Annotated in this window: 13 protein-coding genes; all 13 read left to right on the top strand. The window is 60.1% G+C overall.

The annotated features are described in order from the left end of the window. The first annotated feature begins 4 nt into the window (after positions 1–4). The 13 genes from WJU23_RS18865 (at position 5) to WJU23_RS18805 (ending at position 24,142) form a co-directional block, all read left to right on the top strand. On the top strand, positions 5–1,951 hold the full coding sequence (locus WJU23_RS18865; RefSeq protein WP_346334169.1) for a hypothetical protein: 1,947 nt from the start codon (positions 5–7) through the stop codon (positions 1,949–1,951). Between the two features lie 79 nt (positions 1,952–2,030). Then, positions 2,031–3,311, top strand: coding sequence for a hypothetical protein (locus WJU23_RS18860; RefSeq protein ID WP_346334168.1), 1,281 nt, complete (start codon positions 2,031–2,033; stop codon positions 3,309–3,311). A gap of 27 nt (positions 3,312–3,338) precedes the next feature. After that, the gene (locus WJU23_RS18855; RefSeq protein WP_346334167.1) at positions 3,339–6,440 is read left to right on the top strand and encodes a TonB-dependent receptor; all 3,102 of its coding nucleotides are present in this window, start codon (positions 3,339–3,341) and stop codon (positions 6,438–6,440) included. 72 nt (positions 6,441–6,512) lie between these two features. After that, a complete protein-coding gene (locus WJU23_RS18850; protein ID WP_346334166.1) occupies positions 6,513–7,046 on the top strand; it encodes a hypothetical protein in 534 nt (177 codons plus the stop codon). A gap of 95 nt (positions 7,047–7,141) precedes the next feature. Beyond that, positions 7,142–8,476, top strand: coding sequence for a DUF1501 domain-containing protein (locus WJU23_RS18845; RefSeq protein WP_346334165.1), 1,335 nt, complete (start codon positions 7,142–7,144; stop codon positions 8,474–8,476). 146 nt (positions 8,477–8,622) lie between these two features. Next, positions 8,623–11,049 (top strand): peptidase, encoded by a 2,427-nt coding sequence (locus WJU23_RS18840; protein ID WP_346334164.1) that lies wholly within the window; start codon positions 8,623–8,625, stop codon positions 11,047–11,049. 67 nt (positions 11,050–11,116) lie between these two features. After that, complete coding sequence (locus WJU23_RS18835) at positions 11,117–12,523, top strand: N,N-dimethylformamidase beta subunit family domain-containing protein (RefSeq protein ID WP_346334163.1); 1,407 nt, start codon at positions 11,117–11,119, stop codon at positions 12,521–12,523. After that, the gene (locus WJU23_RS18830) at positions 12,520–13,572 is read left to right on the top strand and encodes a PVC-type heme-binding CxxCH protein (protein WP_346334162.1); all 1,053 of its coding nucleotides are present in this window, start codon (positions 12,520–12,522) and stop codon (positions 13,570–13,572) included. Before WJU23_RS18835 ends, WJU23_RS18830 begins: the two co-directional genes overlap by 4 nt. 88 nt (positions 13,573–13,660) lie before the next feature. Further along, positions 13,661–14,944 carry a c-type cytochrome gene (locus WJU23_RS18825; protein ID WP_346334161.1) on the top strand — a complete coding sequence of 428 codons (1,284 nt, stop codon included), beginning with the start codon at positions 13,661–13,663 and terminating at the stop codon, positions 14,942–14,944. Between the two features lie 185 nt (positions 14,945–15,129). Next, on the top strand, positions 15,130–17,994 hold the full coding sequence (locus WJU23_RS18820; RefSeq protein ID WP_346334160.1) for a DUF1549 domain-containing protein: 2,865 nt from the start codon (positions 15,130–15,132) through the stop codon (positions 17,992–17,994). A 146-nt stretch (positions 17,995–18,140) separates the two neighbouring features. Next, positions 18,141–21,692 (top strand): c-type cytochrome domain-containing protein, encoded by a 3,552-nt coding sequence (locus WJU23_RS18815; RefSeq protein ID WP_346334159.1) that lies wholly within the window; start codon positions 18,141–18,143, stop codon positions 21,690–21,692. Between the two features lie 75 nt (positions 21,693–21,767). Beyond that, positions 21,768–23,171, top strand: a complete 1,404-nt coding sequence (locus WJU23_RS18810; protein WP_346334158.1) for a sulfatase-like hydrolase/transferase — start codon at positions 21,768–21,770, stop codon at positions 23,169–23,171. Beyond that, positions 23,168–24,142, top strand: coding sequence for a threonine dehydratase (locus tag WJU23_RS18805; RefSeq protein WP_346334157.1), 975 nt, complete (start codon positions 23,168–23,170; stop codon positions 24,140–24,142). The genes WJU23_RS18810 and WJU23_RS18805 overlap by 4 nt, the downstream gene beginning before the upstream one ends. Positions 24,143–24,207 lie beyond the last annotated feature (65 nt).

Raw genomic sequence — 24,207 nt, 5'->3', positions numbered from 1 at the left:
CACAATGAAAACTTCTCTTCAAAAATCCATCTGCGCGGCAGCCGCCGCCCTGGCGCTCTATGGCGGCCAGGCCCAGGCAGACTTCATCACGGTTGGCACCGCCACCGATAACCGGATCCAGACGGATACCCGCTGGACCCGTGACAACGTTTACATCCTCGGTCGCGTCATGTTCGTCACCAATGGTGCTACGCTTACCATTGAGCCGGGCACCATCGTCCGCGGCCTGCCTTCCAGCCTAACAGGTTTCGCTGAGGAACCCGGAACCCTGGTGGTCTCCCGTGGCGGCAAACTTATCGCCAACGGCACGGTGGACGCTCCGATCATCTTCACCACGATTGATGATCCCAACGTTCCTGGCGGCCTGAACACGGTCCCGGATTCGTTTACCAACGTTCTCGGCGTCAACATCCAGGTCAAAGGCGAAGGCCGTGCTCCGGAACTGAATCTGAACAACTACACCCCTGGTGGTCCGGAAGGCGATAACGGCTTCTCCAAATCAGGTGACTGGGGCGGCATCATCATGTGTGGTCGCGGCCACGTCTCTGCCAACACTGGCAACCTGGACGCCAATGCCGATGGCATCTGGGACCTGCATGCAGCCAGTCTGGCTGAAAGTGCCGGCCAGTTTCAAAACCAAGGCGTCGGCACCGACTTCCCAGAAGGTCTGGCCAGCGGTTCCGGCAGCCAGGTGCTCAATGCCAACCTGGCCCTTTATGGTGGCACGGATGACAATGACAGCAGCGGTGTGCTTCGTTACGTCGTGAACCGTTACGGCGGTTTCGTCCTCGGCGCGGCTGCCGTCGGTAACGAAATCAACGGTGTGACGATGTGCGGCCTGGGTTCAGGCACGGTGGTTGAGCATGTGGAAGTGTATCAGAACAAGGACGACGGATTCGAATGGTTCGGTGGCACGGCCAATACCCGCTTCCTCTTCTCCAGCGCCAACCAGGATGACTCCTTTGACGGAGACGAAGGCTTCCGCGGCAACCACCAGTTCTGGACCGCCATCCAGGGCACCATCAACACCACACCTGACGCCTCCTTGCGCGCCGGTTTTGCTGTGAACCAGCCCATTGGCCAGGTTGAAACAGCCTCAGACTATCGTTATGACAAGCTGCTGGAATGGGACGGTGGCGAGCCCAACAACGGTGACCGCCTGCCTCGGACCAACCTGAAGGTGTTTAACTTCACCTTCCTGGCTGGCAACGCTAAGAAAGAAGGCTTGTCCATCGTCTTGGAAGCCCTGGTCGGGGTGCATAACGGCATCATTGAAAATGCCAGCAGCATCAGCCGTGGCAGTGAATCCGCTGGCGGTATTTTCACCACCCTGCTGACCTGGAGCAATGTGTTCACCTACAACTCGGTCACCACCGGTGGTGTCATTGTGAAGCAGGACGCCACACCAGGCAACCTGGTCTCCACCGTTGCCATGGTTGACTATGACATCGTTGATCAGATCACACCTCTGACACCGACGAATGTCTCCCAGATTGCGTCCCCATGGAGCTTCTCAGCCACGGCCACCGTTCCGGTGCCGAGCCCGATCTACACCAAGAACGGTCTGGACCCACGCCTGGCTCCGGCTGCACCTGCTCGCACCAGTGCCTACGCTGTGGATCTGCCTGCCGGCATGGTGAACGCTGGCTTCGCCGGTTCCATGCGTGACAACAACCAGATGTTCGGCTGGACCTCCCTGCACGCCATGGAAGTCCTTGTGGAAGACAACCTGGCCCGTCCTGTGGTGACCCTGGGTGAAGATGAAGGCAACCCAAGCATCTCCTTCCCATCCGCAGGAGCTGACATCAAATACGTGATCGAAAAATCCACCGACGGCATCAACTGGACGGTCGTGACCGAAACGCCCGTGAGCGATGCCACCACGGTCTCCTTCACCGATGTGACAACCGAGATTGATGAGCGTGTTCTGTATCGCGCTTATGGCCTGTAACAGTCTGAAAAAAATCAGCTAACCCGGGTGGGGGACGATGCCAAAACATCGCCCCCCACCTTTTACTTTCTCTACACGAATGACTTCACGCTTGAGTTCCGCCTTTATTTGTCTCCTGGCCGCCGGGGCCTGTTTCTTCACCCCGCTGTCCATCCACGCAGTCCATGCCCAGGATGCTGAGGTGGCAAAGGCGCTGTCTGGACTGCCTCCTGAAGTTCTCAAGCACACGCGACTTGCACCCCCGGTGCCATCCGTCGCCCATTTTTCCGCCAAGGACCCCTTGGCCATTGCCATTGACTTTTCCGGTCGCATCACCGGAGATGACGATGTCAAAAACCGCATGAGATACGAGTGCGGTCTCCAGGCCCTGCGGCAGGGGAGAAACGCCACCGCCCGTGAACTGGCGGCCCAGATGACTGATTACCGTGCGGCGCTGCTGCTGCTGGAGATCGCTGAAAAGGAAGTGCGGAGCGACCGCACCCACGCCGATGAGATGGTGCAGACGGCAGCCGGCCTTGTGCGCCTGACGAAATCCTGGCAGGCCGACCTTATTCTCTCCCGCCTGGTCATTACCGGCACCATGCTGGAGCTGGATGAACAGACCCTGGGGATCTGGTTCAAAGGCATCAAAGATGAGGAAACCAGACGCATGGCCACCATCGGCATTCTGGGCTTGAATGCCGGCAAGACGAGCGTCTTCGACCTGGCGGCGCTGAAGGCCGAGCGGGACCGGTTTGGAGCCACCAAACCCATGCCCGGCCTCCTGGATACCGCCCGCAACCTGTTTGACCTGGCTTTGGAGCATCAGAAATCCGAAGATCCGGCCAGCCATGCCAAGGCCCAAGGGCTTGTGAATGCCGCTCTGGAAGTACTGGCGCTTTCCAACGTGGTGCGTGCGGAGGTGCTGCTCGAAGCAGCGGCCGATTTTTGGAAAGCCGGTGGCGAGGAGCTGTCTCAGAAACTCTTTGAACTGGCCGAAAAGGCCTTTGGGGCCCCGCATGAGGAGATGGCGCGGCTTAACTACAAGCTTGTCAAGCTCTGGCACCTGCGCGGTCGTGCGGAAATGATGCTGCCCGTGCTGGAAGAGGCAGAAAAAAAGGCCCGTGGACTGGAGCAGATGTACCGCCCCTTTGCCTACTCCTGGCTGGCCGCCTCCTGGGAGCTGGCAGGGAATGAAAAGCATGCTAAAGAGCTGCAGTTGGAAGCCATGAAGGAAGCTGTCTCCAACGTCAATCCCAGGACAGGCATGGTAGGTGCCGTGCATATTTGCCTGAGCCACGCCAGCACCGGGCGAGAACTTTCCGAAGAGGTGCTTAAGCTTGCCGGAAAATGGGCTCAAGGAAGCCTGCCAGGACAGTAAAGAGAGGCCAAATTCAAGCCCCCCCAGATGCGCAAATCAACTCCCGAACTGGTTCGTCGTTCACTTATCATTCATGCCTGGTTTTTCATCTGCCTGCTGCTGCTGTGCAGTGCAGGGCTGATCCTGGCCCAGGAGGGCCTGCGCGGCGGTCTGCGCGGTGCCATCAAAGATGCTGACTTTTATGTCGGTGTACCGGATGTCACCGTTATGCTGGAGCCTGGCGGGCAGACCGTCCGCACAGACAAAGAAGGCCGTTTCTTCATCAATGACATCCCTCCGGGCGTGTATCGCCTGGCGGTCAGTGGTGAAGGCTACATCCGCACCAGCCAGAGCGGCGTCGTGGTCACGGCCGGCAGCGTCCGTGAGGTGGATGTGGACATGACGGCGGAGGTGGTGGAGCTGGATGAATTCACCGTCCAGGAACTCATCTCCGAGGACAGTACGGTCATGCCTCTCAGCATTGGTGCATCCCTTCAAAGCTTTGCCAGCGCCATCTCTCCAACGCTCCTGAAGAGCGGCGGTGCTTCTGGAGATATTGGCAGCGCGCTCAAGCGCCTCTCCAGCACGGCCGTGGTGGACAGCCGCTACGTTGTCGTCCGCGGTCTGAGCGACCGGTATAACGTCGTGGTTCTCAATGGCGCACGCCTGCCCAGTTCCGACCCGGACAAGCGCGCGGTGAACATTGACATCTTCCCAACGGGCCTTTTGGAAACGGTGGTCAGCTCCAAGACCGCTGTCGCCTCCATGCCTGGGGAGGTGACGGGAGGCTATCTGAACATCATCACCAAGCGCATCCCTGCGGAGCCCTTTTTCACCATCTCCATGTCCACCGGCTACAATACCGAATCCACCGGTACCGGGCGCTTTCTGAGCTATCGCGGTGGGGGCACAGGGTTCCTGGGCAGTGCGGACACCCGGGCCCTGCCCAGCATCATGCAGGACATCAATGCCCTTCCCTCGGGTAACGGTACCCGTACTTATCTGGAGCCGGACGGCAGCCCCGGTGCGCCTGCGCAGACGCCGACTGACATCGCCAACGCCCAGTTTTCCGCCAACCGCCTGGCCGCCGCACGCGCCCTGAGCGGGCGGGGCATGGGCACCAGCTATAAAGATGCCCCCATGGATTTCAGTTTCAGCGCCATCGGCGGCACGCGCATTGACGACTTCATGGGCGGAACGCTCGGCCTCATTGGTGGCGTCACCTATGGGAAGAAGTACATTACCGAGACGGGGATTCGTGGTTTCGCCAACGTTGGTGCAGGAACACCCGCCCCGACTGAGCAGTTCGTTTTCGAAAAGGGCCAGGAAAGCCTGCTCGCCGGTGCCCTGCTTAGCGGCTCGCTGGAGTTCTCCCCCGGCAACAGCGTCACGCTTACTTACTTCGCCAACCTTTCGGCCCAGGATGATGCCATCTTTAGCTATGGTGAGACTGCCGCCCTTGGAACTCTTGGCAACGGTGTGCCTCTGGACCAGGAGGAGATCATCATCTTCAAAGAGTTCCAGTTTTACACCGAACGCCGGTTGCAGACCTTGCAGCTCGCCGGAGAGCATACGCTGGAAGGCATGAGCGACATCAAGATTGACTGGCAGGCTGCATACAGCATGTCCTCCCAGGACCAGCCGGACCTGCGCAAGGCCAACTACGCCTACTCCTATGATCTCAACAGCATCGTCGGCACCGGGGACCCTGCCCCGCCAGATCTCGAGCGCACCTGGCGCCGGCTGGATGACACCAATTTTAACATCGCCTTCAATGCCGAGATTCCTCTGGATGAAGGTGCCAAGAACGGGGGCACCGGCACCAAGTTCAAATTCGGTGGCAGCTTCGATCACAGCAAGCGTGACTACGTGACCGATAACTTCGAGTACGTCGGTCTTCCCTCAGATATCCTAATCCGCAATTACCTGGGTCTGACGCCTGACCAGGGCTACCTCGTGCGCCCGCCGACGGCGGATAACAACCTCAACCTCAGCCTGGGAGATCTCATCGGCGACCTGGACCAGATTGACCGCACGACTGTGCCTAATCCGTTCGTCCCCGGCACCAATACAGTGCGCGACAACTTCTTTCTGGCGCGTGCCTTTAACATCCCCCCGCGCGAGTCGTATCAGGCCTACCAGACCATTCCCGCTTTTTATGGCTCGCTCACGTTCTCCATGATGGACGACTTTGAGACCACAGTCGGCGCACGTGTGGAGGTGACCCGCATGGAAATCCAGGTGGATGTGCAGAGCGCCGGCGGCAGCAGTGCCACCGGGGATTTCCTCAGCCAGTTTGACAGCCTCGACTTCGAGCTCAACCGCACCGATCTCCTGCCCTCCCTTTCCAACCGCTGGAAAATCGCCGATAACATGGCGCTGCGCAGCTCCATCAGCCGGACCGTCGCCAGGCCCACCTTTAAAGAAATCGCTCTGGTCTTTTCACGAGATCCGGAAACCGGCAACTTCTTTGTCGGCAACCCCGGCCTGGAAATGTCCTCCATCATGAACTACGACCTTCGCTGGGAGTGGAATCCCAACCCTGGCGATGCCTTTGCCCTCTCGTTCTTTGCCAAACAGATCGACAAGCCGATTGAATTTGTGAACCTGGGTGTTTTCAACACCGCCCGAAATGAAGAAAGCGCCGTGCTGTTCGGCTTTGAAGTGGAGGCATACAAAGAACTCGGCAGCCTCATTCCTGCGCTGGAAGGTTTCAGCCTGGGACTCAATTATGGCTTCGTTTATTCCAAGGTGGACCTGAGCACCGAGAGTGAGGACATCCGCCGCCAGGCCGGCCTGTCTCTGGACCGTCCGTTGCAAGGCCAGCCTGAATACACCTTCAACGCCAACCTCAGCTACGACATTAAAGACTGGGGGCTTACCAGCGCCGTTTTGCTGAACGTCACCGGACCGCTGCTTTACACCGTCGGCGGCCGTTTTGAGAGCAACCTCACACCGGACATCTATCAGCGGCCGTTTACTTCTTTAGATCTGGCCTTCTCCAAAAGAATCACCGATGCCTGGAGTTTTAACTTCCGCATCTCCAACCTTCTCAACCAGCCGCGCGAACGTTATTTCGACGGGGGCCTGCCTTTTTCCGTCACCACCGTTGGCACCGGTTACTCCATCGGCATCACCGGGAAGTGGTGATCTAAAGAATTTCCTAGCTTGAACTTGGAGGACGCATAAGGCATGATAAGTGCTTATCCCCCCCTGCAAGTCATGCCTCTTGTTTCCATCGTCTGCCCTCATTGTGAGACTCCGGTTCGCGTTCAGGTCACCGATGTGGCCCGGTCGCGGACCTGTCCTTCATGCAGCGTGCCTCTGATGCTGCAGGTTGCAGAAAAAGAAGGCGGGGCGAAACGGAAAGCCCTTTTGGTGGGTTCCGCACCTGGGGCGGAGGAGGCACCCGGTCTGAGCGGGCAGCGCCACTTTCCCGGCCAGCCTTATCATCGCATGAAGTCAGATCCTGACCTCGCCCGCGCCAGCCGCCGCCTGTTTATGGGCCTCGTATCCGTAGGTGTTCTGATATTGGCCGTCACCCTTTGGAGCCTGGTCACTACCTGGAAGACCGGCCCCATCGTGGCGGTGGAAATGGATAACAACGTGGTTGCCTACGAAACACCTGCCACCCCGGAGCCACCTGCTGAACGCCAGAAACTGCCTCCCAAGTTTTCTTCGCAGATGGATTTTGAGCAGATAGTCAAGCGGCGTCAGATGGAACTCTCAGGGATGAAAGAGCAGGGCAGCGAATAATCGGGCCAAAAAAAACTTTTTCCGATTCTGCAAGAAGGATGGGGGCCACCCGTAATTCCTACTGATTCAGATCAAATAACCCCTCCTCCCGCGCTATGAAAATGCACCCCAATTGCCAAGGCAATCACCTTGACCTCCGATCCGGAGCCAGTCGCCGCGACTTCCTTTACGTCGGGATGCTCGGCGGCCTCGGCCTCACCCTGCCGCAGATGCTGCGTCTGCAGGCCGCGCAGAAAATTGCCGATGTGGAGTCCTTCAGCCCCATCGCGGATTCCATCATTCACATCTACCTTCCTGGCGGCATGGCCCAGCACGAGTCCTGGGATCCGAAGCCCTTCGCCTCCCCGGACTATCGCGGCCCCTACACCCCCATCAAGACCTCCATCCCTGGAGAATACGTGGGTGAGAAATTCCAGAACATCGCCAAGATCATGGACAAGCTGACGGTCATCCGCAGCATGACCCATGGTGAGGCCGCCCATGAACGTGGCACGCACAACATGTTCACCGGCTACCGTCCAAGCCCTGCCATCAAGTTCCCCAGCTTCGGCTCCATCATCTCCCATGAGATGGGTTCCCGCAACAACCTGCCTCCATACGTCGCGGTGCCAAACATGGTCGCTCCAGACCAGGGCACCGGTTACATGAGCAGCGCCTACGGCCCCTTTGCCCTCGGCAGCGATCCGGCGGACAAGAACTTCACCGTGCGTGACCTCCTGACGCCCAAGGATGTGGATGACAAGCGCTTCGAGCGCCGCCGTTCCCTCCTGGGCACTGTGGATGAGCACTTCCGCACTGCTGAAAAGTCCGACGCCATCACCGCCATGGACAGCTTCTATCAGGCCGCCTATGGCCTCATCAGCAGCAGCCAGGCACGTGAAGCGTTTGACCTGAACAAGGAAACCGACAAGCTGCGCGATGAATACGGTCGCAACAGCGCTGGCCAGCGCTTCCTGCTCGCCCGCCGCCTGGTGGAAGCCGGCGTCCGCATGGTCTCCGTCAACTACGGTAGCTGGGATCACCACAGCAATATCAAAGGCTCCTTTGACCGTCAGGCCCCGGACTTTGACAAAGCCTTCGCCCGTCTCATCACCGACCTCGCCGACCGCGGCATGCTCAAGAAGACTCTGGTCATGGTCAGCTCAGAATTTGGCCGCACACCGAAGGTCAACGGCACCAATGGCCGTGACCACTGGCCGCGCGTCTTCTCGGTCGCCATGGCTGGTGGCGGCGTCAAGGAAGGCTACATTCACGGTGCCTCCGATGCCCTCGGTGGCGAGCCTGATCGCGATGCCGTCGGCCCGGAAGATCTGGCCAAGACCATGTACCGCCTCCTCGGTATCAATGGTGAAAAACGCATCATGTCCGATGGTGGACGCCCTGTGGACATCGTCAATGGTGGTCGCGTCATGAACGAGTGGATCGCCTGATGCGTCCTCCACGGGTCTGAACTTTGAAGGCGGTGTGGAGCCATCCATGCCGCCTTTTCCCTTTCTAACACGCCCTGCCACCGTCTGATTTCTGCAATAAATCTCTTCCAGGGTCACGTAATTACCCACAGCTCCTTTTTCCGCTCATGAATCTTCGCCACCTTGCCTCCCTGCTTTCGTTGCTCATCCTCGGCAGCCTTCCCTTGCAGGCTGCCTATCCTGAATTCACCTCGACTCAGCCCCGGGGCATCCAGCGTGGCACGGAAATGAAGCTCACCATCACGGGCAACCGCCTTGAAGACTTCGAAAGCCTCATCTTCTTCTCCCCCGGCTTCACTCAGAAAAGCGTGGAAAAAGTCGAGGCCAGAAAAGTGGAGCTCACCATCGCCGTGGATGCCAGTGTCGAGCCTGGCAACCATCTCATCCGCATCCGCACCCGCACCGGCATCTCCCATGCCCGCCAGTTTTTCGTCGGCCCATACCCGAACGTCGCTGAAGTGGAGCCCAACTCCGAATTCGACACTGCCCAGGCCATCTCTCTGGATCAGACCATCGAGGGGCTGATCACGTCTGAAGACGTGGATTACTACAAACTGAACGTCAAAAAAGGCCAGCGCATCAGCCTGGAAGTGGACGGTCTCCGCCTCGGCTACACCGTCTTTGATCCTTACATCGCCATTCTCGACAAGGACCGTTTCGAAAAAGCTTTCTCGGATGATTCCATCCTCCACCGTCAGGACGGCTACTGCTCCTTCGTCGCCGAATATGATGGCGAATACCACATCATGGTGCGCGATTCATCCTATCGCGGCAGCAATCTCAGCTTCTACCGCCTCCACATCGGCAGCTTCCGCCGCCCGGACGTCGTCTATCCTGCCGGTGGCAAGCTCGGCAGTAACATGAAGGTCAAGTTCATTGACAAAGACGGCGCGTTTGAAGAGGCGGTCACCCTCCCAACGGTCGAAAACCCCGGCTTCAACATCTTCTCCAAAGGGGCCGAAGCCGCCCCTTCCGGCAATCCCTTCCGCCTCGTCTCCTATGACAACACGCTGGAAACGGAGCCCAACAACGACCAGGCCACCGCCACCGCCGTTACTGTCGGCGAGCCTGTCGCCCTCAATGGCATCATTGATGCCCCCGGTGATGTGGATTTCTTCAAAATTTCCCTCAAAAAAGACCAGCAGGTCATTCTCCAGGCCTTCGCCCAGAGCCTCGGATCTCCTTTGGATACCGTCGTCAGCATCTTCAACGCCAAAGGCAGCCGGCTCGCCTCCAACGATGACGGCGGTGGCCGCCGCCGCCTGGACAGCAAGCAAACCCTGAAAGTCCCCGCCGATGGTGAATACGCCATCAGCGTGTCCGACCACCTGGGCCGTGGCGGACCGAATTTCGTTTACCGCATCGAACTCGCCGCCAGCCAGCCAGAGCTGACGTTTGCCTCCCCCAATTACACCGTCAATGATTCCCATTACCGCCAGTTCGCCGCCGTCCCACGCGGCGGGCGCATGGTCCTGCTGGCCAATTTTTCCCGCACCAATGTCAGTGGTGATTATCAGTTCCAGGCCCCTAACCTCCCTGCCGGCGTCAAGCTCATCACTCAGATCGCCCCCAAGGACCAGCCGGGCATCCCGCTGCTTTTTGAAGCCGCCCCGGATGCCCCGCTCGGCCATGCCACGGTGCCGATTCAGCTCACCTCTGTGGACCCGAATGTCAAAGTCGTCGGCAAAATGCGCCAGGAGTTCGATGTCGTCCGCCAGGGCAACGTCATTTATTATACCGAGGTGCGTGACCATCTCCCCGTCGCCGTGGTGGAAGAGGCACCGTATTCTTTGGAAATCGCCAAACCTTCTGTGCCCCTCGTCGCCGGGGGCGTGCTCAACTTGAAAGTTGTCGCCAAGCGCAAAGAAGGTTTCAAAGCCCCCATCCGCGTCTTCTTGCCCTGGAAGCCAAACGGTATCAGCACCCTTGGCGAGCAGACCATCGCGGAAGGCAAGGATGAATGCACCTTTGTTCTCGATGCCAAGGCCACCACCCCTGCAGGTACCTGGAATTTCGTCGTCATGGGCGAGGCGGATGCCGGCAACGGCCGCGTTTACAATGCCTCACCATTCTGTGAGGTCACCACCGCGCCTGCTTATGTGAATGCCCCGGCCATCCCCCTCGTCGCCGTGGAGCGCGGACAGGAAGCCCTCATGGTCGCCAAGATTGAATCCCTCCTTCCTTTCGAAGGTGAAGCGGAAGCCTCCGTTGTCGGCGTGCCCGACACCATCCCGATCGAGTCCGCCAAAATCAACAAGGACACCAAGGAAGTCGTCTTTAAAGTCACCACCACTGAGAAATCCCCCGTCGGCAAGCAGGGCAACCTTTTTGTGCGTGTGGAAATTCCCGTTACCGGCGGCACCACCACCCACCGCATCGCCTTGGGCTCCACCCTGCGTATTGATGCACCCCGCAAAGTTGTCGCCAAGCCTGCTGTCGTGGCCGAGGCCAAGCCGAAAGAAGAAGCCAAGCCCGCCGCTCCCAAGCAGCTCTCCCGCCTGGAGCAGCTCCGCCAGGAAGCCGCAGGCAAATAACGCGATATAGTTTCGCAACAGTCTCCAGGCGGTGAAAGCTGTGCTCTCAATTTCCCGTAGCGTGGGAATGAAAAGACGCCGCTGTTTATCCCTCCTGGTGGCTGCTCCCACAATGGCAGCGGCTGCTGCCCCGGAACCTCTTTTCATTGAAGGGTATGCCGGACGCCTCAGCGTCGCCCAGGGGGAGGAGCTTCCTCTTCACGTCAACACCAGCGCGGCGAAGTTTGATGTCGAGATCGCCCGCATCGGTGCCAAACGCGAAATCGTCTGGCGGAAATCCGGGGTCGCAGGACAGCTCAGTCCCGTGCCCGAGGATGCCTCCGCCAATGGCTGCCGCTGGCCGGAAAGTCTGCGCGTGCCGGTAGCCCAGGACTGGAAATCTGGTTACTATGAGGTGTCCTTGCGTGCCGCCGATGCCGGTGGCAAGTGGACCCACCGCAGCCGCCGCACGGCGGAAGGCAGCGCCTTCTTCATCGTCCGTAGCGCTACTCCAGGCAGCCGCTCCAAGATCCTCCTTCAGCTCGCGACGAATACTTATAACGCGTATTCCAACTGGGGCGGCTTCAGTGTTTATGCGTATAACAGCGTTTCGAACAACCAGGGCCATCGAGTCAGCTTTGATCGTCCTGTCGCATCGCAGTTCTCACGATGGGAGCTGCCCTTTGTGAAGTGGGCCGAGGCCAGCGGATACGAGCTCGAATACGCTGCGAATTCAGATCTCGAGTTTCATCCGGAGATGCTCGGTGCGTACAAGCTCGTCCTCAGCGTCGGGCATGATGAATATTGGTCCACCCCCATGCGGGATCATCTGGAGTCCTGGATCGGCTCCGGTGGCAACGTGGCCTTCTTCAGCGGCAACACCTGCTGCTGGCAGGTCCGCAGCGAGGACGCCGGCCGCGCTTTTACCTGCTGGAAGCAAAATTACCATCTGGACCCCGTGTTTCAAACCCGCGACTACAAAACGCTCACTACCCTCTGGAGCCATCACCTCCTCCAGCGGCCGGAAAATTCCCTCACCGGCGTTGGTTTCCTCTGGGGCGGGTATCGGCGCAGCCACGGCCAGTTCATGGAAGAGTCCGCTGCTTATACCATCCATCGTCCAGATCACTGGGTGCTGGCCGGTGCCGGACTGAAGCAGGGGGATGAGTTTGGAGACAAGGATACCGTCGTCGGATACGAATGCGACGGCTGCGAACTCGAGTGGCGGGACGGCCTGCCATTCCCCACGGGCAAGGACGGCACCCCGCCGGACTTTGAGGTCCTGGCCACCTGCCCGGTACGCTGGCATCCGGACGATGCCGAATGGTATGACCGCTGGGAAAAAGGCCGCACCGGGGCCGCCTGCATGGGCCTTTATACCCGGGGCGGCACCGTCTTCACCGCCGGCACCACCGACTGGTCCCACGGTCTCCAGGGAGCAGACCCCGCTGTGGACCGCATCACCCGCAATCTCCTGGACCGTTTGTCCAAATGAGCCCAGTCCGCCTGCCAGTTATCCTGGCCATCCTCTTCATGGGGGCATCCGCCCTGGCCGCGCTGACCCTGGAGGAGGCCCGCCAGATCGCCCCGCTGCCCGCCTCATCCCAGCATGGAGGCCCCTTGTTTACCGACCTCAACAATGACGGACACGATGACCTCATCGTCTCCAATCCCCACAGCTACGGCGTTTATCTCTTCAATCCCGTCGAGAAAAAGAACGTCCAGTGGGATCGCGGCTGGTCCCATGTCTTGCGCGAGGGCAGGGCAGGGGATGCCAACAGCCTCCCTCTCTTCGTGGATGCCCAGGGGCAGGCCACGGGGCTGCATTTCAGCAAAGGTGCCTTGAGAAAGGCGGATGGTGCCGTGGCCGTATCGCTGGAGGAGCTGCTGCGCGTTCCTGGCCCGGCTCCCCTGTCCCCAAAAGAGTCCTTTCAGGCCCTGCGCGTCAAACCGGGTTACCGGGCTTCCCTCATCGCGCATGAGCCCCTCGTCCAGGATCCCATTTTCATGGACTGGGATTCCCAGGGCCGCCTGTGGGTGGTGGAAATGGGGGACTATCCCTTTGCCCCCGGCGAGACCACCCGTGATGGCCGCCTGGGTGCGCCGCAGGTCTCCCCTTTGCAGACCGGCCGCATCAAAATCCTCCAGGATACCGATTGCGATGGCCTCTATGACCGGGCCAGCCTTTTTCTGGACGGCCTGCGCCATCCCACCGGCCTGGCCTTTTGGAAAGGCGGCGTCTTTATCTCCACCATCCCGGACATTCTGTATGCCGAGGACACCGATGGCGACGGCATCTGCGACCGGCGCGAGCCCTGGTTTACCGGCTTCACGGCGGGAAATCCCCAGCATCTGGTCAATGGCTTCTGCTGGGGCCTGGACGGCTGGTTTTATGGAGCCAATGGCGACAGCGGCGGCAACATCACCGTTTTAAAAACCGGCCAGAAGATCCTGCTCGGCACCAGTGACTTCCGCTTTCACCCCGTGACGGGTGAGTTCCAGCTAGAGGCCGGGCGGATCCCAATACGGCCGCTGGCGCGATGATTTCGGCAACTGGTTCGGCAATAACAACACCTCCAGCGGCTGGCATTATCACCTGCCACTTCGTTACCTCGAAGTCCATCCCAAGCGGGTGGCCGGTTCCCTGCGCGGCATCCTCAATACGGATGGAAAAGTCTTCCCCATCAGCGCGCCCGTGCGTCGTTTTAACTGGGCCAGCGCCACCCAGACGCTGACCGCCGCCTGCTCCCCCGTGCCCTGGTTTGATGGGCAGCATTACACCATGCTGGTCTGCGAGCCTGCCCATAATTTGGTGCATCGGGAGGTGCTGGACTATACCCGCTTTCCCCTCACCACCCGCCGCCACCCGGAGGATGAAACGGCGGAGTTCATCGCCAGCACGGATCACTGGTTCCGTCCCTCGCTCGTTCGTGAAGGGCCGGACGGAGCGCTCTATCTGGCGGACATGTACCGCCTCGTCCTGGAGCATCCAGAGTGGATACCGGACGGCATCGCCCGGGGGCTGAATCTGCGCGCCGGTGAAGATCGCGGCCGCCTTTACCGCATCGCCACTCCTGCGTCTGCGAGTAAGCTTTCCACCCTGCCGCTGCCTCCCGCGTCGGCCATGCGGTCGCCACACCGATGGCAGCGGGACACGGCCCAGCGCCTCCTTTTAGAAAAGGCGGATCCCACGGCTGCCTCCTGGCTGCGTGAGCTGGCCGCCGATTCCTCCGCCTCCACCGCCGTTCGTATTCAGGCCGCCTGGACGGTGCATCTGCTCACGGGCCAGGACCAACCCGCCCTCGTTGCTCTGCTGCGTTCCGCCCATCCTCAGGTTCGCGGTGCCGCCCTCACCACCGCAGGCGATTTCGATATCCATGCGGATGAACTCGCCTCCTGGTTTCCTGAAAAGGCCGCCCCGGTGGCCGCGCCCGCCCTTCCTGCCATCACCCACACCAGCCCGGACCGCGCTGCCGTGGTGGAAAAATATCTGGCCGCCATCGCTCCGCTGGAGGGGGATGCCCGGCGCGGAGACCTCGTCTATCAAAAAGCCTGCATGGCCTGCCACCGCCTGGGCAGTGCCGGAGCGGAAGTCGGCCCCGACCTGGCCACCGTCGCGGCCAAACCGGTCGCCCAGATCCTTGAAGCCATCTTTGACCCCAATCGCGCCGTCGAACAGCGCAACGTCACTACGCAGATCACCCGCACGGATGGCAGCATCCTCGCAGGCATCCTTTCGGCTGAGACTCCTTCCGCCATCACGCTCCGCCTTCCCGGCGGTGTAGATTTCCCCGTTCCAAGGGCGGACATCCGCTCCCTGAAAACCCTCCCCACCTCCCTCATGCCAGAAGGCCTGGAAAGCATCCTCACCCCGCAGGAAACAGCCGACCTCATCCGCAGGATCCAGTCTTCCTGATTTTTGGGTGTGGGATTTTCGGCAGTCCGTTCGGGTTGGTTTGAAATCATATCATCGGATTCACGCCCAATTTTCGCTTGAACGATCCTGTTCTAATCCCCACCCGTTTTGTGTGATTTTTATCCATTATCGAAAAAAAGTAAAACACGGAGCGTAGGTACTTCCCAAGCCCCCTTCTCGTCACCATGACACGCCCCCGCCTCGCCTATCATCTCACCTTGCTCAGCCTCGCTGCGTTGCCCTCCCTGGCACTGGCCAGCCCTGCCGCAGCGCCTGCACCCGTTCCGGCGGCTGCCGCAGCCCCTGCACCGGTGGACTTCACCCAGGTCCAGGCCGTTTTGGAAAGCAAGTGCCTGGAATGCCACAACCCTGACAAGGTCAAAGGCAAGCTGCTCATGGATACGGCCGAGGCGATGATCAAAGGCGGCTCCTCCGGCCCCTCTCTCGTCCCCGGGAACCCGCATGAAAGCGAGCTGCTCAAGCGTGTGCTCCTGCCCGCTGACGATGATGACATCATGCCCCCCAAAGGTGGCCCTCTCGATCCCAAAGAAATCGCCCTGCTCCAGCAATGGATCGCCCAGGGTGCCCAGTGGCCCCAGGGTCTGACCCTCCGGCATAAAAGCCCCGAGGAGATCAAAGCCCTGGCTGACCTAAACGCCAAGCTGCCCTCCATGACCAAGCTGGAGATCTTCCCGGAGAAGTTTGCCCTGGAAACCAAGCGCGACTTCCATCAGGTCGTCGTCATGGCCACCTTTGACGATGCCACCACCCGTGACGTCACCAAGTTTGCCAACCTGCGTGTCGCCGATTCTAAGATTGCTGTCCTCAAAGGCGATGTCCTCAACCCCGTCGCTGATACTGGAGCCACGGAAGTTGTAGCCACCCTCGGGAGCAGCACCGTCAAGGCTCCCGTCAGCCTCAGTAACGGTCACAAGGACCGCCCCATCTCCTTTAACCTGGATGTGATGCCCGTCTTCCTGCGCGGCGGTTGCAATTCAGGCGGCTGCCATGGTGCTGCCCGTGGCAAGGACGGATTCAACCTCAGCCTTTTCGGCATGGACCCTGCCGGCGATTACAACCGCCTCACCCGTGAGATGGTCGGCCGCCGCATCAACCTCGCCATTCCGGAAGAAAGCACCCTGGTGGAAAAAGCCACCGGTGCCGTCCCTCATTCTGGCAACCAGTGCTACGAGCCGGATTCCCAGTATAACAAGGCCGTCCTCGAATGGATCAGCAATGGCGCCGTTTATGATGGCAAGGACATCGCCAAGGTGACCGGCATTGAGGTTTATCCCAAGCAGATCGTTCTGGAAGGTGCCAACAGTACCCAGCAGGTCACCGTCCGCGCCACCTACTCGGACGGCACGGACCGCGATGTGACCAAGCTCGCCCTGTTCATGTCCAACAATGACCCGACGGCCACCATCAACAAAGATGGCCTCGTCACCAGCGGTGAGCGCGGTGCCGCTTTCGCCCTGGCCCGCTTTGATGTCTATAGCGTCACTTCCCAGGTGCTCGTCATCCCGGCCAAGCTGGAGTATGAGCGGCCCAAGCTGGTGGAAAACAACTACATTGACACGCTGGTCAATGAGAACCTCCACAAGCTTCGCATCGTCCCCAGCGGCGTCTGCACCGACGAGGAGTTTGTCCGCCGCGCTTACATTGACGTCATCGGCATCTATCCGAAGCCCGATGAAGTCAAAAGCTTCCTGGCTGATGCCAATCCGAAGAAGCGCGAAGCATTGATTGACACCCTGACCCAGCGCAAAGAGTTCACCGAAGTCTGGGTCATGAAATGGGCCGAGCTTCTCCAGATCCGCTCCGACATCGCCGGTAACAACAACCGCCCGCCCTTCTATAAAAACGCCCTTTTGTATTACAATTGGTTAGGTGACCGCGTGGGCAAAAACGTCCCGCTGGATGAAATCGTCATCGAGCTGCTCTCGGCCACTGGCGGTACCGTTTCCACCCCGGCGGTGAACTTTTACCAGACGGAGCTGGACCAGCTCAAGCTCACCGAAAACGTCGCCCAGGTCTTCATGGGCATGCGCATCCAGTGCGCCCAGTGCCATAACCATCCCTTCGACCGCTGGACCATGGATGACTACTATGGCTTCAAGGCCTTCTTCTCCCAGGTCGGCCGCAAAGCCACAGATGACCCGATGGAAGTCATCATCTTTAACAACAAGAGCGGCGAATCCCGTCACTTCCTGACCAAGGCCGTCATGAAGCCCAAGTTCCTCGGTGGCGAAACCCCGGAAATCCAGCCCGGCGAAGACCGCCGCAAGGTGCTGGCCGAATGGATCGCCTCCCCGAAGAACCCTTACTTCGCCCGCAACATCTCCAACATCGTCTGGTCGCACTTCTTTGGCATCGGCATCGTGGATCCGGTGGATGACGTCCGAGTCTCCAATCCTCCCTCCAATCCTGAGCTGCTCAGCGCGCTGGCTGAAAATCTGACGAACTATAAGTATGACATGCGCCGTCTGGTGAAGGACATCTGCAACTCCATGACCTACCAGCGCAGCACCAAGGTCAATGAGACCAATGCCGGCGACCTGAAGAACTTCTCCCACGCCCAGGTCCGCCGCGTCCGTGCCGAGATCCTCCTGGACGCCATCTCCCAGATCACCGAGACGCCTAACAAGTTCCAGGGCCTGCCCCTCGGTGCCCGCGCCGTCCAGATCGCCGACGGTGCCGTCAGCAACTACTTCCTGACCACCTTCGGCCGTGCCAAACGCGAGTCCGTCTGCTCCTGTGAAGTCAAGATGGAGCCCACCCTTTCCCAGGCCCTTCACCTGATGAACGGCGATGCCGTCAATGACCGCATCAAGCAGGGCAAAGTCGTCGCCAACCTCATCGCCGCAAAGAAGACCGATGCTGAAATCGTCGAAGACCTTTACCTCCGCGTCTTTGGTCGCATGCCCAAGGACAAGGAAAAAGAAGCCATCCATCAGACCCTGGCCGGTGCCGCCGACCAGCGCCAGCAGGCCCTCGAAGATGTGTTCTGGGCTCTGATGAACTCCAAAGAGTTCTACTTCAATCACTAATCGGAGCGCGGACGCCCCCGTCCGCATTCCCGTGCAAACCTCTCCGTCCCCCACGATCCGCGTCATCATCCACGCCATCTCACCGGAGTGCGGACGCCCTTGTCCGCATCTCGCTGATCCCTGATCTCTCCCCGCCCTCCGCCCCCATGAAAACCCACGCCAAGATCCTTTCACTCACCCTTTTTTCCGCCACCGCAGCGGTCGCCCAGGATGCCGAAAAGATCACCTATGAGGACCATGTCCGGCCCCTGCTGGAGAACAAATGTTTCTCCTGCCACAGCCCTGACAAAAAGAAAGGCGACCTCGACCTCACCAGCTTCGGTTCTCTCATGACCGGCGGCAGCGGCGGGGCCATCGTGGAGGCAGGCAATTCGGACAGCAGCCGCCTCTGGGCCACCTGTGCCAAAAAAGAGGAGCCTTTCATGCCGCCAGAAGGAACGGCACTCAATGCCAAGGAGCTGGAAATCCTCGCCAAATGGATCAGCGGCGGCCTTCTCGAAACCAAGTCCAGCGTCGCCAAAAAGTCCAGCAAACCCAAGGTGGACATGACCGTCGCCGTCACCAGCGGCAAGCCTGAAGGCCCCATTGCCAAGCCGGAACATGTTCTCCTTGAGCCGGTCATCGTCACCCCCCGCACCACGGCGGTTGTGGCCATGGCAGCGAGCCCCTGGACCTCCCTCGTCGCCATCGCCGGCACCAAGCAGATCCTCCTGTATGACACGGATACCCGCACCCTCGCGGGCATCTTCCCTTATGAAGAAGGCTATGCGCGCAGCCTGCGCTTCAGTCGCAACGGTTCCCTCCTCGTCATGGGCGGCGGCAAAGGCGGCAAGATGGGCCATGCCATCGTCTGGGATGTGAAGACCGGGAAACGCATCACCGAGATCGGCAAAGAGTTCGACCAGGTGATGAGCGCCGACATCAGCGCAGATCACAAAATGGTCGTCATTGGCAGCCCCTCGAAAAAGGTCAAAGTCTATGACACGGCCAGCGGCGAGGAACTTTATGTGATCAGCAAGCACACCGAGTGGATCATGGGCACCGCCTTCAGCCCGGACGGCGTACTTCTTGCCACCTCGGACCGCAACGGCAACGTCATGGTCTGGGAAGCCTCCAATGGCGGTGAGTTCTACATCCTCGGTCAGCACAAAGCCTCCTGCACCGACCTCGCCTGGCGCGCCGATTCCAACATCCTCGCCTCCTGCTCGATGGACGGCACCATCAGCGTCTGGGAGATGAACGAGGGCAAGCAGATCAAGAATTGGGCAGCCCATGGCGGCGGTGTCCAGTCCGTCTCCTTCACCCCCGATGGCAAGCTCGTTTCCAGCGGCAACGACGGCCTCATCCGCACCTGGGACATCAATGGCAACAAGACCGGCGAGGCCGCCAGCCAGGGCGATATCGTCACCAAGGTCATCGCCCTTCATGACTCCAAGAGCACCGTCTCCGCCAACTGGCGTGGTGAGATCAAAGTCTGGTCTGTCCAGCCCAAGATGCTGGAAGTCGGCCAGCTCTCCAGCAACCCGCCGCTCATCGCCCAGCGCATCGTCGAGTCTGAAAAACTCGCCACCACCCTCGTGGCCGAGCTTCCTGGAGTCGAAGCCAAATTGAAGGCCGCCCAGGATGCCGTACCCGCCGCCGAAGCAGCCCTCGCCGCAACCAAACAGAAAGCCGCCGATGCCCAGGCTGCTGTTGCCGCTCTCGAAGCCGAGATCAAGAATCTGCCTGCCCAGATCGCCGCGGCTGAGAAAGCCGTGCCAGATGCCCAGGCCAAAAAAACCGCCCAAATTGAAGTGCTGAAAAAGCACGAGAAGTCCCTCGCGGAACTCAAGGCCGCTGAGGCCGCCATCGCCAAGCTGACCGCTGAAAAAGCCGCCCTCACCATGCCAGAGGACGCGCCCAAAGTTGCCGCAGTCACCAAGTCCCTGGAAGAGCAGACAGCCAAGCTGGACGCACTGAAAAAAGCCACCGCCACCGCCCCACAGCCCATCGCTGATTTTGACAAGGCCATCAAAGCCACCCAGGACCAGGTCGCCGCTCTCAAGGCCGCCAAACCAGCCAAAGAAAAGCAGCTTCCTGAGCTGAAGAAAGGCCTCGAAGCCTGGCCCGCCGCCATCACCGCCAGCGAGAAGAAAATCGCCGATGCCAAGACCGCCCTCGCCGCCGCCCAGGCACTGCTTGCCGATCATAAAAACCAGATCGCCGTGATGCAAAAGCTGCCCACCATTTTGAAGGCCGCCCAGTTCAATGTCGGTGTCCTCACCGAGAAAGAGAACCTCGCCAAACTGGAAGGCAACTTCAACGACTACACCGCCGCCAAAAAGGAAAACGAAGAGGCCAAAGCCGCCAACATCGCACGCATCGAAGCCTCCAAAAAAGCCATCGCCGAAGCCGTCAGCCAGATCCCCCAGCACGAGGCCACCCTGGCCAGGCTGAAGGCCGAACTCGATGGTATTGAATCCGCCACCACGCCTACCCGCACGGTGGATGCCTCCGCTGCTGCCAAACTGGACGAAAGCAAGAAAACCATCGCTGCTCGCGAAGCCGAAGTTGCCGCCCTGGCCAAGGTCCGTGATGAAGGCATCGCCGCCGCCAAGAAGTCTGCGGATGACATCCAGAAAAAGATTGATCCCCTGACCAAAAAGCTGACTGAAGTCGCCGCCACACTGAAAGTGCCACAGGAAAAAGTCCTGGCCGCACAGGCCGCCCTCACCAAGCTGCAAGCCGACCTTGCCGCCGCCAAAAAATCCGTCGCCGACCTCACCGCCGCCCTGCCAGCCCAGGAAAAAGCCGCCAAGGACGCCGAAGCCCCCCTGACCCAAACCACGGCAGAACTCCAGGCCGCCGACAAAGCCCTGGCCGAAGTCCGCCTGGCCACTGCCAGCACCGGTCGCACTATCCAGGCCGCCCGTGCCGAAGTGGCCAAAACCGAAAAAGCCCTGGCCGATGCCAAGGCCAAAAATGAAGCCCTGCCTCCTCACGAGCGGGCCCTTGCCGCCGCCCAGGCCAAGCTCGCCGCTACGGAAAAGCAGGCCACCGAAGCCACCCTCAAACTGGCCGATGCCCAGACTGCCTTTGATGCCCGCAATGCCGCCTGTCAGGCCGCCGAAAAAGCCCTGAACGCCGCTCGTGCAGTCGTCGCCCAGACCAAAGATAGCTTAACCAAATCTGCCGCCAATGTGACCCAGCTTGACAAACAAATGCCCGCCGCCCAGGCCGCTCTCGCCGCAGCAGACAAAGCTGCCGCTCCTCATCGCGGCCAGCATGAAAGCATCAGCAAAGAGATCACTGCCCAGAAGGCCGCCCTCGCCGCCAAGCAGGCCATCCCCGGCGCCTTGGAGCAGGAGTTTGCCGCCAAAGCCAAGCCTCTGAACGACGCCATTGCCCAGCTCAAAGCCGCCCAGCCCGCCCTTGAAAAAGCCTTCGCCGAAGCCCACACCAAACTGGAAGCGGAGCTGAAAATCCTTGATGCCAAAAAAGCCGAAGTTGCCCAGTCCGCCGCCGCCCTCGCCGCCGCTCAGAAGAAGAAAACCGACTCTGAAGCCGCCATCGCCGCCGCCAAAAAAGACAATCCCGTCCGCGACCAAAACCTCGCCGAGATCACTGCCGAGCTCGCCAAAATGGAACCCCAGCTCGCCCCCCTGCGCGCCAAGGTCAAACAGATGGAAGAGCAATACTTCACCATGCTGCCAAAGTAAGCTTGGAGTCAGTTTTCGGACTCCCGTGCCGCATGCGGCACGGCTCAATGGCGGTCGCGACCTCAGCCATCCCGCATGAAACCCGCCCGCCTCCTTTTTCTCCTCCTTACTCTGACGGCCACTGGTCCTGCCGGAGCGGCTGATTCCAAGCCCAACATTCTGCTCCTTTTCGTTGACAATGTCGGATACGGCGACCTCGGCTGCTATGGCAACCCGGAGGTGAAGACACCCCATCTGGACCGCCTGGCTGCGGAGGGCGTGCGCTGCACAGACTTCTATACTGGAGCTCCCAGTTGCACCCCTTCACGCGGGGCCATCCTCACCGGCCGGCATCCTGAGCGCAACGGACTCAATTACCAGCTGAGTCCTGAGGAGAATATGGGCGGCACCGGCCTGCCCCTCACGGAAAAGATCCTTCCTCAATATCTGAAGCCGCTGGGGTATAAGACCGCCGCCTTTGGCAAATGGAACCTCGGTTTCGCACCCGGCTATCGCCCCACTGACCGGGGCTTCGATGAGTTCCTCGGCCACATGTCAGGAAATATCCATTACTACAAGCATCTCTATCGCGGTCAGAACGACATGCGCAAAGGCAGCGAACCCATAGACCTGACGGGCCGGTATGCCACGGACCTCTTTGCGGATGCAGCCATTGACTTCATTCAGCGCCAAAAGGCCAGCCCCTGGTTCATCTACATCCCCTTCAACGCCGCTCATTTCATCAGCACGGCGAATACCGAACCCGGAGAAAGCATCGAATGGCAAGTATCCGCCAAATACCTGGCGCTATACGGCAGTCCGCCGGATGAGCCGGATCAAAAGATCCGATTCCAGGCCGTTCTCACCGCGCTGGATGAGGCTATCGGCCGCATCCTCACCGCCGTAGATGCGGCGGGCGTCCGCGAACAAACGATGATTTTGTGCATCTCGGACAATGGCGCTTTTATGCTGAAGGACCGCGGCCTGGAAGTGCAGTCAAACCGGCCTTTGCGCGATGGCGGCATCACCACCCATGAAGGCGGCATCCGCGTACCTGCCATCGTGCGCTGGCCTGCCAAAATCAAAGCCGGCACCGTCTGCCAGCATATGCTTTCCAGCCTGGATGTCCTGCCTCTCGCCCTCGCCATCAGTGGTGGAGATTTGCCTCAAGACCGTTTCATTGACGGCAAGAATCCGCTGCCAGCCCTGCTCGGCGAATCGCCCTCGCCACACACCGCCCTGCACTGGGTCTGGAACCAGGGACGCAAAGAACAATGGCGCAGCCTCCGGGATGGAAACTATAAACTGACCCGCCGTGCGGATACAGAACCTTGGCAGTTGTACGACCTTTCCAAGGACATCAGCGAGACCCATGACCTCGCTTCGTCCATGCCGGAGAAGGTGGCATCCATGAGTGAAAATTTGTCCGCCTGGCACAAGTCCGTATTGGACGATCCCACCCGCAGCCGCAGCCTGCGTGATCGTCCCGAAAGCCGATGAGCCACGCCACGCCCAGCCTTCCTTCCCTCGCGGAGATCCAGTCCGCAGCCGCGCTCATCAGCCCGCACATTCCCCCAACTCCTTGTTATGCCTGGCCCTTGTTGCAGGAAAGCACCGGTTGCGAGGTCTGGGTGAAGCATGAAAACCATACCCCGTTAGGCGCCTTCAAAGTGCGCGGGGGCATGGTGTATCTGGATGAGCTTTTAAAGACTCGGCCGGATACCCCCGGCGTCATCGCCGCCTCCACCGGCAACCATGGCCAGTCCATCGCCTGGAATGCCAGCAAGCGCGGCGTCCGCGCTGTGATCGTTGTGCCAAAGGGCAACAACCCGGACAAGAACGCCGCCATGCGGTCGCTCGGCGCAGAGCTCATCGAGCATGGCCGTGAGTTTCAAGAAGCTTTGGAGCACTCCCGCGAGTTGGCCGCCAGGGAAGGCTTGCACGCTGTGCCCTCCTTCCATCCCTGGCTCGTGCGCGGAGTGGCCACGTATGGTCTCGAGTTCTTCGAGTCCGCCCCTCCCCTGGATGCTGTGTATATCCCCATCGGCCTCGGCTCCGGCTTTTGCGGCGTCGCTTCTGCGCGGGAGGCACTGGGTTTAAAGACCCGCCTCATCGGCGTCGTCTCCGCCCAGGCTCCCGCCTATGCCCTCTCCTTCCAGCAGCAAAAGAAGGTCATTCAAACAAGCACCACCCGCGTGGCCGAAGGCGTCGCCTGCAGCACCCCGGATAACCTCGCCCTCCAATGGGTGATGCGCTATGCCGATGACATCGTCACCGTCACCGATGACGAAGCCCTCACCGCCATGCGCGACCTCCTCCAGGCTACGCACAACCTCGCCGAAGGGGCGGGTGCACTGGCCTATGCCGCCATCAAAAAACATCAGTCCACCCTGAAAGGCCAGCGCATCGGCTGCGTCCTGAGCGGCGGCAATGCCAGCCTCACCCTCCTTGCCCAGGCCCTGAGTCCATGAAGTCCAGGCTGGGCGAAAGGAACCTGGCTACAGCCCGTTTTCCCTTTCCGCTTTGTTCCTACCTT

The sequence above is a fragment of the Prosthecobacter sp. SYSU 5D2 genome (assembly GCF_039655865.1).
Lineage (GTDB): Bacteria > Verrucomicrobiota > Verrucomicrobiia > Verrucomicrobiales > Verrucomicrobiaceae > Prosthecobacter.
Note: the sequence above shows the minus strand (reverse complement) of the source record. Positions and strands in the feature narration are given on the sequence as shown.

Excerpts from the sequence above, each read along its gene's own strand:
- WJU23_RS18815 (WP_346334159.1), top strand. The coding sequence starts at position 18,141 with ATGAAAACCCACGCCAAGATCCTTTCACTCACCCTTTTTTCCGCCACC.
- WJU23_RS18860 (WP_346334168.1), top strand. The coding sequence starts at position 2,031 with ATGACTTCACGCTTGAGTTCCGCCTTTATTTGTCTCCTGGCCGCCGGG.
- WJU23_RS18840 (WP_346334164.1), top strand. The coding sequence starts at position 8,623 with ATGAATCTTCGCCACCTTGCCTCCCTGCTTTCGTTGCTCATCCTCGGC.
- WJU23_RS18845 (WP_346334165.1), top strand. The coding sequence starts at position 7,142 with ATGAAAATGCACCCCAATTGCCAAGGCAATCACCTTGACCTCCGATCC.
- WJU23_RS18820 (WP_346334160.1), top strand. The coding sequence starts at position 15,130 with ATGACACGCCCCCGCCTCGCCTATCATCTCACCTTGCTCAGCCTCGCT.
- WJU23_RS18810 (WP_346334158.1), top strand. The coding sequence starts at position 21,768 with ATGAAACCCGCCCGCCTCCTTTTTCTCCTCCTTACTCTGACGGCCACT.
- WJU23_RS18855 (WP_346334167.1), top strand. The coding sequence starts at position 3,339 with ATGCGCAAATCAACTCCCGAACTGGTTCGTCGTTCACTTATCATTCAT.
- WJU23_RS18835 (WP_346334163.1), top strand. The coding sequence starts at position 11,117 with ATGAAAAGACGCCGCTGTTTATCCCTCCTGGTGGCTGCTCCCACAATG.
- WJU23_RS18830 (WP_346334162.1), top strand. The coding sequence starts at position 12,520 with ATGAGCCCAGTCCGCCTGCCAGTTATCCTGGCCATCCTCTTCATGGGG.
- WJU23_RS18865 (WP_346334169.1), top strand. The coding sequence starts at position 5 with ATGAAAACTTCTCTTCAAAAATCCATCTGCGCGGCAGCCGCCGCCCTG.
- WJU23_RS18850 (WP_346334166.1), top strand. The coding sequence starts at position 6,513 with ATGCCTCTTGTTTCCATCGTCTGCCCTCATTGTGAGACTCCGGTTCGC.
- WJU23_RS18805 (WP_346334157.1), top strand. The coding sequence starts at position 23,168 with ATGAGCCACGCCACGCCCAGCCTTCCTTCCCTCGCGGAGATCCAGTCC.